The organism is Sulfuricurvum sp. RIFOXYD12_FULL_44_77 (assembly GCF_001830725.1).
Taxonomy (GTDB): domain Bacteria; phylum Campylobacterota; class Campylobacteria; order Campylobacterales; family Sulfurimonadaceae; genus Sulfuricurvum; species Sulfuricurvum kujiense_A.
In genome coordinates this window covers 1-11,524 of the sequence record NZ_MIBU01000060.1, presented here as the reverse complement: position 1 = coordinate 11,524, position 11,524 = coordinate 1, and the positions used below count along the sequence as shown (strand labels likewise).

Sequence of the window (11,524 nt, the reverse complement as noted above, 5' to 3'; positions counted from 1 at the left end):
AGATGTAAAACAATCGATTTACCGTTTTCGCGGAGGGGTGAGCGCGCTGTTTCACCAAGTTGCCGAATTGTTCGATGTACGATTGGAACCGCTTAAGGTGAACTATCGCTCCCGCAGTGAGATCGTCGATTTTGTCAACCGTTCTTTTGAGGGAAAAATCAAGGGGTATATTCCTCAACAAAGTCCGCAAAGTTTGCGCGGAGGATATGTCGAGGTGGTAAGCAGCGATGATCTCCTCGAAACCCTCAGTGCGCATATTGCATTATTGATCACTAAAGGGGTCGCTCCCGAAGAGATCGCTGTTTTGACAGCGACCAACAAAGACGGCAGTGCGGTGGAAGAGGCATTGAGTGCTAGGGGATATGATGTGGTGACCGAGACGACCGCGCGTCTTATAGCACAGCGGAGTGTCCGCGCTATTATCGAGTATCTTCGCTTTTGCTATTTCGGTGAGTCGATCTACCGCGCTAATTGTGCGGCACTGCTCGGAGTTCAGAGTGAGCAGATCGAGCGAATGGGTATGGATGAGGTATCGACCGCTGCTATCGCCTTTGTTCGAAGATTTCGTATTGCGGATAAAAGTGCTCTGATGTTTATCGAAGTGCTGCGGGGATATCGTGATATCGAAGAGGTCGTTTTTGAGATTGACCGATTGGAAAGCACCTCTCCTCAGAGTGATCTTAAAGGGATTCGGATTATGACGGTACACAAGTCCAAAGGGCTGGAGTTTGAGCACGTTGTTGTCCTCGATCGACTCGGAACGGCGAGAAGCCATAACGATGCTATCGTCTATGAGTATGAGGGGGCGCAGCTTCGGGGGATCCATTATCGTATCAAAGGGCGTGAAGCACTTGATCCTGACTACGCTAAGGCATTGGAGGCGGAGAAGAGAGCTTCGGATGAAGATCAGCTTAACGCGCTGTATGTGGCATTGACCCGTGCCGTGGAATCACTGATGGTGATAACCAAAATGAAAAGCTCATGGTTTGATCCGTTGGAATTGACTGCATCGGTGCGGGGAGAGTTAGAGGTACAAACACAAAAAACCTCCCCTGCGGAACCGATAAAAGCAGCCCCTTTTAAAGGGTTAGTGTTCGGTACACAAGAAGCGACTCTCCGGGCTCATAAAGAGGCAACACACGATTATGCGGCGGTTCAATTTGGACTGGCACTTCACTATACGCTAGAGATGATGGGAGATTTTACCTCTGCATCCCTCACTATCGCACTTGAGTCAACCCGCAACCGTTATGGTGCAGTGCTCGCTCTCGGTGCGATGGAAGAGATTGAAAAGAGAGTAGGGTTTTTGATCGGCGATGAAACGTTTCACCGCTTAATAGAGGGGAATGTGCGTAAAGAGCAGATGATACGCCATAAGGGGAATCTCGGGGTCATTGATCTTCTGGTAGAGGGTGAAAAAGGGTGGGTCATCATCGATTACAAAAGCGGACGCGAAGAGGAACAGAAACATCGCGAACAGGTCACCCGTTATTGCGAAGCGATACGCCTATCCACAGGTGGCGAAACCGAGGGATATTTGTGTTATCTCTTGGATGATCGGTGTGAATGGATTAAGTGCTTATAAAAAACTTAATTTAAGCAGATTATAAGTTTAAGCTGGTACAATTGCGCCACTATTTATAGAGACTTTAGAAGGAGACTCAAGATGAAATTTACTAAAATTGCTTCACCTGAGCAAATCGACCGTAAATGGGTTTTGATCGATGCAGAAGGGAAAACATTCGGTCGTTTGATGACTGATGTTGCTGCCCGTCTTCGCGGAAAAGACAAACCTTACTTTACACCAAATGTTGACTGTGGTGACTTTGTTATTATTATCAATGCATCTAAAATCGTAATTAACGGTGGCGGAAAATTGGCTACAAAAGAATATCACACGCACAGCGGTTACTTCGGTAGCGTTAAAAGTGTAAAAATGACAGAGCTTTTGGCGACTAACCCAGAAAAACTCTTTAAACTCGCAGCTCGCGGTATGCTTCCTAAAACAAAATTAGGTCGTGCGATGTTGAAAAAACTAAAAATCTATGCAGGTGCTGAACACCCTCACTCTGCACAGATCGCTAAGTAAGGATAAACGATGGCAAAAACGTATGCAACCGGCAGAAGAAAATCTTCGATCGCTAAAGTATGGCTTGCTCCGGGTACAGGTAAAATCACTGTAAACGGTCTTTCCCTCGACGCATGGCTCGGTGGTCTTGAAGCAAAAAAATTGCGTGTTACTCAACCGCTTTCTTTGACTAAACAAGATACATCAGTAGACATCACTGCTTCAACTATGGGTGGTGGTTTTTCAGGACAATCTGATGCACTTCGTCACGGTATCTCTCGTGCACTTTGCACATTTGATCCGTCTTTCCGTGCTATCTTGAAACCGTTTGGTATGCTTACACGTGACTCACGTATCGTTGAGCGTAAGAAACCGGGTAAACGCAAAGCGCGTCGTTCTCCTCAATTCTCAAAACGTTAATCGTTCTCTTTTCCCTCTTTGGGAAAAGATTTTCTTCTCTTCTTTTTGTATAAACTCTACAGCTTTTTTATTTCTGAATCAAAAAATTGTTCAAGCGTTTTTTTATCTTCATTCGTTAAAACAGCATTCTCATGCATCAAAAGATAGTCGCTTTTTGGCATCATCTCATTTCTAATCAGTTTTTTTGCACGCTCTAATCGCTCTAACTTTACGTTAGTATCTATGGCTTCCCAATGTGAAAAATTAAGTGCCGCTCGTCCCTCTTCTATATTGGCGGACATCACCCAAGAGAGTGGAGCAACATTGTGGTACCACGGGTATACTGTTTCACTTGAATGGCAGTCGTAGCATGAGGTTTTGAGTATACTCATCGTCTTTGCATCCGTATGTAACGCAGCAGCGTCATCCACCTTCGGATTATGAAAATCGGGTCTGATGAACTGCAGTAGTATCGCGCTCCCCAATCCCCAATAGAGTAGTTTCTTCATCGGTAAAGCTTTTTATTGTACATATCATCCATGACCGTTACAAACGCCAACGCGTCACGTTCGAGCTCTTTGTCATGAGCTACCGGGAGTAGGCGATCCTTCTCATAGATAAACGTTTCGGCCCCTTTGTTGGGTTGAATGATCGCGACTTTATTATGGTGGCGAAGGGCAAAACTATCATTGAACAGCATCAGGGCTACCTCTTGCTTTTTATCACCGTAAATGGAGTGACCTAAAATAGGATAGGTGAGATTGACACCGATAAGATCCAACGCGGTGGCTAAGACATCGGGCTGGGTGGAGAGGGTCTCATATTTTTGAGGTTTTATCCCCTCGCTGATGATAAGGGCGGGAATATGAAACATAGTGACGGGGACAAGATCATCCCCGTAGACGCGGATATTATGATCGGCAACGACGACAAAAACGGTATCTTTATAATACGACTCTTTTTTGGCAAGTTCAAAAAGACGTCCGATGGCAAAGTCTGCGTATTTAACCGCATTTTCGACCCCCTGTTTCGGTTTTCCGGAGATAAAATCTATTTTTCCCTCGGGCAGTTCAAACGGAGAGTGGTTGGAGGATGAGAACATCACGCTGACAAATTTTTCTCCTTTGAGGGCGTGTGCTTTAAATTTTTCGTTCGCTTTGAGGACCAAATCTTCATCACTGACCCCCCATGTACTGACGAAACCAGGGTTTTCATAATCTTTTTGTTCGATCACTTCATCAAAGCCGTTCCCCATATACCAGCTGCGCATATTGTCAAATCGCCCCTCGCCGCCGTAAATAAAGCTCGATTTGTAGCCAAGCGGTTTGAGAAGAGACGCGACGGTGAAAAAATCGCTTTGGGATTTATTACGCTTTACGACCCCCTCACCCGGAAGCGGCAAATATCCCGAACTCATCCCCGCCAACCCTTGGATACTGCGCGTCCCGTTGCTAAAGAGGTTGGTAAAAGCGATCCCCTCATGGGAAAGCTTTTCGAGGTTCGGGGTGATAGTAGCGTCCCCTCCGCTAAATCCTACGAATTGGCTCCCCATCGATTCTTGGATAAATATGACGAGGTTTTTAGGTTTTTGAGAGGGAAAATGGGTCGGTTCAAGGCGGCTAAAGGGGCGTTCACCGCTCCCAATTAGATGGAGCTTTGCCCCTACCCGTGCATACGCTTCGCTAAGCCCTATTTTCCCGTACGGCTTCACCAAATTTTCTTCTCTGGTATAGCTCTTGTAGGCGTATCCGATGGAGTAGAGGGAGTTTTTGGCAATTTCGTTTGCCATACGGTTAGTGCTGTAGAGGGCATCGGAGATGTTGGCTGGGCGATGACCGAATGAGGAGCGGATTCCGATGAAAAGAACGGCAACTACAATCGGAAACAAAAGGAGCCGTTTCCATAGAGGTGTTTGGATCGCTTCAACCAAACGCAGCGGTGAAAAACGGAGATACCCCCACGCCATTACAATGAGCATCCCGAGTGCAACAGCCAATTGCAACGGATACTCTTTGAGGATCATCGAGGTGACCTCTTGGGGGTATTTGAGATACTCAATAAAAAGGTAGTTCGGGCGGACATCGTATTGAGCGACAAACGGGAAGGTCGCATTTTCGATATACAAAGCGATAAGTAGAAAAATAAGGACGTAACCGTTCAGAAAGCGTCCTACATATTTCGCGAGAACCTGAGGGGTAATGGAGAGCAAAAGAGCCGGAATGATAAGAATGATCGAAGCGGCCATTGTATCGAGTTTTAACCCGTACAGAAACGATAACAGCGATTCACTAAAGCTGATATCCTCTAAACGATCGAAGTAGAGGCCATACAGTCCCAGCCGTCCGAGAAAAAAGAGTGCGATAAACAGGAGATAAATTTTGAGGAGTTCACGAAGCATACAGTCAGGTTCCTAATAATTAATGATACGCAATTATAGGGTATAAATAGATAACTCTCGAGTAATGCTATAATCTCACCTAAAAAATGAGCACGGATTGAAACTTTTACTACTTCTTTTACAGAGTGTTTGGCTCATCGCATCGACACTTCATCTAAGTGCCTCCTCTAACCCTGCACGTCTTAACCCTCTGATTGCCACCGATTCGGCAAGTTCGTCTATCGCCGGATTTGTTTTTAATTCTCTTGTCAAATACGACGAGAGTGGTCACAAAATCATCGGGGATTTGGCCGAGTCCTACCGTTTTATCACTCCGAAAGAGATCGAGTTCAAGCTTCGTCGCGGGGTAAAATGGCATGACGGTAAGCCATTTACCTCTAGGGATGTCTTGTTCACCTATAATCTGATTAAATCGCCGACGACCATAACCCCCTACGCTTCCGATTTCAGGGTTATTAAAGCGGTCAAAGTCATTGATGAGTATACCCTTCGCGTCGTGTATGAAACCCCCTATTTTAAAGCGTTGGAAATATGGATGATGGGGATTGTCCCAAGTCATATTCTCAAAAATGAAAAAGATATAATGGGTTCACGATTCAATACCGCGCCTATCGGAACAGGGCCGTATATCCTGAAAAAGCTGGAGTTTTCCAAACAGATTGTTTTGGAAGCCAACCCGAATTATTTCGAGCATCCTCCGAAGATTCAGAAAATTGTCTTTCATGTCATCAGCGACCCGATGACCCGATTTCTGATGCTGAAATCGGGTCAAATCGATGTAAGTTCACTGGAGCCGATGCAGTATGAACGGCAGTTGGACAGATCGTTTCATCAAAAATTTGCAACGTTGGAACTCCCCTCCCATAGTTATACCTATCTGGGATTTAACCTCAGGCTGAAAAAGTTTCAAGATTCCAGAGTCCGAGAAGCTCTCTCCTTGGCGATTGATCGTGAGGCTTTGATCGACGTATTGTTTTTAAAGCATGGCAAGGTTTGTACCGGCCCTTTTTTGCCGGGAAGCAAAGGATTTAATGAAAGTGTCAAAGCTCCCAAGCGTGATTTGCTAAAAGCAAAAGCGCTCCTCAAAGCCGCAGGGTACGATGCCGCTCATCCGCTGGAATTTGAGATTGCCACGTCAAACTCGAATGCGATCCGTCCGTATGCCGCCGAGATTTTGCAGCAGCAGCTTCATGGTATCGGGGTAAAAGTGACACTTCGGGTGATGGAGTGGCAGGCGTTTTTGAATACGGTGGTAGCCCCTAGAGAATTTGATGCGGTGTTGTTGGGGTGGTCCCTGTCGCTGACCCCCGATCCGTATGCTCTCTGGCACTCTGAGAGCGATGTTCCCGGAGGGTTTAATCTTGTGGGGTACCATTCGGCGCGTACCGACACTCTGATAGAACAGATGGAAAATTCGACCGATCCGGAGAGGATTGCCTCCTTGCAGCGGCAAATTTTTGCTCAAATTGCAGGGGATAACCCGTATCTCTTTTTGGTGATCCCTAATGAGATCAATGTCTATAGCCGATCGATCAAAGGGATAAAACCGAGTATTAACGGCATTTGGGAAAATTATATCGATTGGGAAAAAAAATGAAAAAAGTGATTTTATTTGATTTAGACGGGACGCTGATCGATTCGACCGAAGCGATTTTGGAGAGTTTTCACCACTCCCTGCGAACCCATGGGTCTGAAAGCGGCATCAGCGATGCGATGATCACCTCGCAGATAGGGCATACTTTGGAGACGATGTTTGAGGGTGTCGGAGTTGAATCCGAAGCGATTGATGCGCACGTGGCGACCTATAAACTCTATTATCGGGAAATTTCACGGCAAAAGACCATGTTATTGCCGGGAGCATTGGAAGCAGTGCATGAAGCCTCCTTGTTTGCCCGTTTAGGAATTGTGACGACAAAAACAGGGCTTTATTCGCGTGAACTGATGGAGTATTTTGAGATGATGCACTATTTCGAGGTTTTGGTAGGACGTGAGCATGTTGACAATCCAAAGCCTCATCCCGAACCAATTTTTAAAGCACTTGAGCAGATGGGAAATCCTATACAGAGTGTGTGGATGATCGGAGATACCCGACTTGACATAGAAGCTTCCAATCGTGCCGGAATAAAATGTGTCGCTGTTACGAGCGGATACGATAATGCAGAACAATTGCTAACATTAACAGATATTATAAAACCCAATGCTCTTGAAGCGGTAAAATATATCGCGCAGAGGGGATGAAAGTAACATTTTATCTTTGGTTTTGCAGCTCACAACGACTGAAAAGCTACATTTAAGAGCAACTTTCATAGAATACACGTATTGATAAAATTCAACTTAAACTTAAGTCAGAGGGAGAATTCATGCTAGAGATTCGATGGCATAGTCGAGCCGGACAAGGTGCCGTAACCGGTGCAAAAGGTCTAGCCGATGTTGTATCTACCACCGGTAAGCATGTACAGGCATTTGCGTTTTACGGATCAGCAAAACGTGGAGCTGCAATGACAGCGTACAATCGTGTCGATGACAAAGTCATTTTAAATCACGAAAAATTTATGAGTCCTGACTATGTTTTGGTTATCGACCCTGCATTGGTATACGTTGCAGACATTACGGCAAATGAAAAAGAGAATACAACTTACATTATTACAACACATATGAGTACGGAGGAGTTGGTTGCATCTCAACCGAAGCTTGCCGGTAAAAAAGTGTATACCGTTGACTGTATCAAAATCTCTCAGGAGACGATCGGAAAGGCGATACCTAATACCCCTATGTTGGGTGCGTTGATGAAAATATCGGGAATGTATGACATGGATTTTTTCAAAGAGAATATGATTCGTGTACTTAAAAAATTGCCACAAAAAATTATCGATGCCAACATGATCGCGATTCAACGCGCGTATGATGAAGTGAAATAAGGAGCACATGATGGAAAAAAAAGGATGGGATGAGTTCGAAATCGGTGCCATGCTCCGAACGTTTGACGGAGCCGTAACGGATATCGCAACAACACTTCCCGAAAACCGCCCCTACTCACAATCAAGCTCATTTACGGCGAGCGTAGCGGATTGGCGTATTGAAAAACCTTTGTTCAACAAAGATTATTGTATCGATTGTCAGTTTTGCTGGGTATATTGCCCTGATATGTCGATCATTTCACGTGATAAAAAAATGGTCGGTATCGATTTTGACCACTGTAAAGGGTGCGGGATCTGCGTTCAGGTTTGTCCTACAAACCCGAAATCTCTTTTGATGTTCTCAGAACAAAAAGATGAAGAAGCGGCACTTGCCGAATGGCCTAAAAAAGAGAAAAAAGACCAATCAGAAGAACCAAAGGAAGACTAATGGCTGATACTATGGAACTACGCGATATCGAGGTTTGGGACGGTAATATGGCAGCGAGCCATGCGCTTCGCCAAGTGCAAGTGGATGTTGTTGCTGCATACCCGATTACTCCATCAACCCCTATCGTAGAAAATTATGCCGGATTTACGGCAAACGGCTATGTAGACGGCGAATTTGTTATGACCGAATCTGAGCATGGTGCAATGTCATGTTGTATCGGTGCGGCAGCTGCGGGGGGACGTGTCGCAACGGCTACCAGCTCGCAAGGGTTTGCTTTGATGGTAGAGACGTTGTATTCTGCATCTGGAATGCGTTTGCCGATCGTTTTGAATGTTGTAAACCGTGCTATCGGTGCGCCGCTTAACGTTAACGGTGACCACTCTGATATGTATATGGGACGCGACAGCGGCTGGATTCAACTCGATTCGTATTGCCCGCAAGAGGCGTACGATTTGAACTTCATCGCTTTCAAAGTATCTGAAGATCATGATGTTCGTTTGCCGGCAATGGTTCACCAAGACGGATTTATGACCTCTCATACAGCGCAAGGGGTTCATACTCTGAGCGATGAGGCAGCATTCAATTTTGTTGGTGAGTATAAACCGATGAATGACATGCTTGATTTGGATCATCCGGTAACCCATGGGGTTCAAACGGAAGAAGATTGGCATTTCGAGCACAAAGCACGTCAACAACATGCCCTGATGACAGTGGTTATCCCTAAAATTGAAGCGGCGTTTGCCGAATTTGAAAAATTGAGTGGACGAAAATACAACCTTGTTGAAACTTACAATATGGACGATGCTGAAGTAGCGGTTGTATGTATGGGAACATCGGTAGAAACGGCGCGTGAAGTAGCCGCAGAGATGCGTGCTCAGCATGGAATCAAAGCGGGTGTCGTCGGTATCCGCGTTTTCCGTCCGTGGCCGCTAGAGCAAATCGCAGCCGTATTGAAAGATGTTAAAGCGATCGCGGCATTGGATCGTTCAAGCCCGCATGGTACTGTTGGAGCCTTATTCAATGAGATTTCAGGGTCATTGTTCAACACCGATACGAAAACAGTTCTTACGAACTATATCTACGGATTGGGCGGACGTGATTTGACCAAAGCACACTTAGTGAGTATCTTCACGGATCTCAAAGCAAATGCGGATGCTGGTAAAGTAACCACTCCATTGCAACAATACATCGGTCTTCGCGGACCGAAACTCTCTTTTTTCTAAGGAGCCCCAATGTCAGAAATGAAAAAAATTAAAAACCTCAAAGACTTCTCCACTTCGGCGGATCGCTTTGAAGGGGCTAACCTTCTTTGCCCGGGTTGTGCTCACTCGATTATCGTTCGTGAAGTACTCAATGCTACTAATGACGATTTGATTCTTGCAGCATCAACAGGATGTTTGGAAGTATGTACGGCAGTTTATCCGTATACCTCTTGGGATGCATCATGGATTCACATCGGATTTGAAAACGGCTCATCTGCGGTAGCGGGTGCGGAAGCGATGTATAAAGCGCTTAAAACCAAAGGGCGTTTGAAACAACCGGATCGTGTCCCTAAATTTGTTGCATTCGGCGGTGACGGTGCGACGTACGATATCGGATTCCAATGGATTTCAGGATGTTTTGAACGCGGACACAACATGATGTACGTTTGTTTGGACAATGAAGTGTATGCAAATACAGGTGGACAGCGCTCAAGTTCGACTCCGATCGGTGCATCGGCAACGACGACTCCTGCAGGACGTGTTAGCTACGGTGAAAAACGTAACAAAAAAGATATGATGGCCATTATGGCGGCACACGGTGCCCCTTACGTAGCTCAAGTTGCTCCGAACAAATGGAAAGACATGGTGGCTAAAATCCAAAAAGGGTTTGCAGCTGAGGGTCCCGTTTATATCAATGCGATGTCAGCGTGTACGACGGAGTGGAAATTTGCTCCGGAAGATACCATCTCTATCTCTGATTTGGCAACCGATTCATTGGTTTTCCCATTGTATGAGATTATTAATGGAACACAGCTAAACATCACGTACCGTCCGAAAAATATTATTCCGGTACGTGATTATCTTGGTGCACAAGGGCGTTTTAAACACCTTTTCACCAAACAATACGAATACCTTATCGATGAGTGGCAAACACGTGTCGATGCAAAATGGGATTATCTCCAACGTCGCGAAGAGGCAGGCGTCTAACGACACCTGCTCTTCCTCTTTTTCCTCCGTATACTTTTAAATAATCTTTTTTATATTATTGGAACTCTCTTTGCTTCTTTTACCAAAATAACTATTTTGGATTGAATCATGTATCGTATGACCTATAACCATTTAAATAACTCTGGGTGCTCTGCACGGGGCATCGCAAAGCGCGAAAGTAAAGAAGAGTTGCTTAAACTTGCCGAAGAACTCAAAGAATCGATTTGTAACGTTGATATCCGTCCTATAGAGGGAACTATAGAAAAGCGCCTCCCAATGGAGCTCTTTTTGAATATGAAAGAGTTACGGTGAGCCGTTACTTTCTCGTACTCGATGCGGGAACGGGAAGTATCCGCGCCATTATTTTCGATACCCTCGGAAACCAAATTGCCATAGCACAGTACGAGTGGGAGCATATTGCCGAGTCAGGTATTGTGGGATCGATGGGATTTGATTTTGTACGTGGATGGGAACTTGCTAAGCGGTGTATCCGAGAATCTATCACTGCTTCAGGGATCAGCCCTGCCGAGATCGCGGCGGTTTCTGCCTCGAGTATGCGCGAGGGGATTGTCGTTTATGATGGCGATAACCGTGAGATATGGGGAGTAGCGAATGTCGATGGTCGCTCAGGTGCGGAAGTTGCGTATCTCAAAAAAGAATATCCAGCATTAGAAAGAGAGAGCTATGCTATCAGCGGGCAAACCTTTGCCCTCTCTGCCGCACCGAGACTGCTGTGGCTGAAAAACAATCGTCCCTCAGTGTATGAGAAAGCCCGCTATTTTACGATGATCAGTGATTGGATACTTTTCAAGCTTAGCGGGGAGCTAGCGTCTGAGCCTTCCAATGCGGGAACAGCGGGAGCTTTTAGCCTGAAAAATCGTACTTGGGATAAAGCTGAGTTCGAGAGATGCGGGCTGAAAGATCTATTTGTCCCGATACGCGAGAGCGGAGAGGTGTTAGGTCATATCAGTGCAGAGGCCTCTGCCCAAACCGGACTAAGCCGTGATACCCTCGTGGTGATGGGAGGCGGGGACGTTCAGATAGGCACAGCAGGATTAGGAGCGTCGAAGCTCGGTGATGCGGTGGTGCTTGGAGGGAGCTTTTGGCAGCAGGTGGTCAATATCC

13 protein-coding genes are annotated in these 11,524 nt (G+C 45.8%); 11 read left to right on the top strand and 2 right to left on the bottom strand.

Features of this window, described 5'->3' with window-relative positions:
* From A2517_RS02965 to rpsI, 3 genes are all read left to right on the top strand, one after another.
* A partial coding sequence (locus tag A2517_RS02965; protein WP_294893972.1) for a 3'-5' exonuclease occupies positions 1–1,585 on the top strand: 1,585 nt, incomplete at its 5' end.
* 81 nt (positions 1,586–1,666) lie between these two features.
* Positions 1,667–2,089 (top strand): 50S ribosomal protein L13, encoded by a 423-nt coding sequence (gene rplM / locus A2517_RS02960; protein WP_182729598.1) that lies wholly within the window; start codon positions 1,667–1,669, stop codon positions 2,087–2,089.
* Between the two features lie 9 nt (positions 2,090–2,098).
* Positions 2,099–2,488, top strand: coding sequence for a 30S ribosomal protein S9 (gene rpsI / locus A2517_RS02955; protein WP_294893969.1), 390 nt, complete (start codon positions 2,099–2,101; stop codon positions 2,486–2,488).
* Between the two features lie 56 nt (positions 2,489–2,544).
* Here rpsI and A2517_RS02950 read toward each other — a convergent pair whose 3' ends face one another.
* Positions 2,545–2,976: a heme-binding domain-containing protein gene (locus A2517_RS02950; RefSeq protein WP_294893967.1), complete on the bottom strand. Its 432-nt coding sequence runs from the start codon at positions 2,974–2,976 to the stop codon at positions 2,545–2,547.
* Positions 2,973–4,865 (bottom strand): LTA synthase family protein, encoded by a 1,893-nt coding sequence (locus A2517_RS02945; RefSeq protein ID WP_294893965.1) that lies wholly within the window; start codon positions 4,863–4,865, stop codon positions 2,973–2,975. Before A2517_RS02945 ends, A2517_RS02950 begins: the two co-directional genes overlap by 4 nt.
* A 97-nt stretch (positions 4,866–4,962) precedes the next feature.
* Here A2517_RS02945 and A2517_RS02940 point away from each other — a divergent pair, with 97 nt between their 5' ends.
* From A2517_RS02940 to A2517_RS02905, 8 genes are all read left to right on the top strand, one after another.
* A complete protein-coding gene (locus tag A2517_RS02940; protein ID WP_294893963.1) occupies positions 4,963–6,462 on the top strand; it encodes a peptide-binding protein in 1,500 nt (499 codons plus the stop codon).
* Positions 6,459–7,103, top strand: coding sequence for an HAD family hydrolase (locus tag A2517_RS02935; RefSeq protein WP_294893960.1), 645 nt, complete (start codon positions 6,459–6,461; stop codon positions 7,101–7,103). The genes A2517_RS02940 and A2517_RS02935 overlap by 4 nt, the downstream gene beginning before the upstream one ends.
* 122 nt (positions 7,104–7,225) lie before the next feature.
* Positions 7,226–7,783: a pyruvate flavodoxin oxidoreductase subunit gamma gene (locus A2517_RS02930; protein WP_294893958.1), complete on the top strand. Its 558-nt coding sequence runs from the start codon at positions 7,226–7,228 to the stop codon at positions 7,781–7,783.
* 10 nt (positions 7,784–7,793) lie between these two features.
* Positions 7,794–8,210 (top strand): 4Fe-4S dicluster-binding protein, encoded by a 417-nt coding sequence (locus tag A2517_RS02925; protein WP_294893974.1) that lies wholly within the window; start codon positions 7,794–7,796, stop codon positions 8,208–8,210.
* A complete protein-coding gene (locus A2517_RS02920) occupies positions 8,210–9,433 on the top strand; it encodes a 2-oxoacid:ferredoxin oxidoreductase subunit alpha (protein ID WP_294893956.1) in 1,224 nt (407 codons plus the stop codon). Before A2517_RS02925 ends, A2517_RS02920 begins: the two co-directional genes overlap by 1 nt.
* 9 nt (positions 9,434–9,442) lie before the next feature.
* Complete coding sequence (locus A2517_RS02915) at positions 9,443–10,399, top strand: thiamine pyrophosphate-dependent enzyme (RefSeq protein ID WP_294893954.1); 957 nt, start codon at positions 9,443–9,445, stop codon at positions 10,397–10,399.
* A gap of 108 nt (positions 10,400–10,507) precedes the next feature.
* Complete coding sequence (locus A2517_RS02910) at positions 10,508–10,711, top strand: hypothetical protein (RefSeq protein ID WP_294893952.1); 204 nt, start codon at positions 10,508–10,510, stop codon at positions 10,709–10,711.
* On the top strand, positions 10,708–11,524 hold an 817-nt coding region (locus A2517_RS02905), incomplete at its 3' end, for an FGGY family carbohydrate kinase (RefSeq protein ID WP_294893950.1). The genes A2517_RS02910 and A2517_RS02905, both read left to right, overlap by 4 nt.

Coding starts and splice junctions, on each gene's coding strand:
- rplM (WP_182729598.1), top strand. CDS start 1,667: ATGAAATTTACTAAAATTGCTTCACCTGAGCAAATCGACCGTAAATGG.
- rpsI (WP_294893969.1), top strand. CDS start 2,099: ATGGCAAAAACGTATGCAACCGGCAGAAGAAAATCTTCGATCGCTAAA.
- A2517_RS02950 (WP_294893967.1), bottom strand. CDS start 2,976: ATGAAGAAACTACTCTATTGGGGATTGGGGAGCGCGATACTACTGCAG.
- A2517_RS02945 (WP_294893965.1), bottom strand. CDS start 4,865: ATGCTTCGTGAACTCCTCAAAATTTATCTCCTGTTTATCGCACTCTTT.
- A2517_RS02935 (WP_294893960.1), top strand. CDS start 6,459: ATGAAAAAAGTGATTTTATTTGATTTAGACGGGACGCTGATCGATTCG.
- A2517_RS02930 (WP_294893958.1), top strand. CDS start 7,226: ATGCTAGAGATTCGATGGCATAGTCGAGCCGGACAAGGTGCCGTAACC.
- A2517_RS02925 (WP_294893974.1), top strand. CDS start 7,794: ATGGAAAAAAAAGGATGGGATGAGTTCGAAATCGGTGCCATGCTCCGA.
- A2517_RS02920 (WP_294893956.1), top strand. CDS start 8,210: ATGGCTGATACTATGGAACTACGCGATATCGAGGTTTGGGACGGTAAT.
- A2517_RS02915 (WP_294893954.1), top strand. CDS start 9,443: ATGTCAGAAATGAAAAAAATTAAAAACCTCAAAGACTTCTCCACTTCG.
- A2517_RS02910 (WP_294893952.1), top strand. CDS start 10,508: ATGTATCGTATGACCTATAACCATTTAAATAACTCTGGGTGCTCTGCA.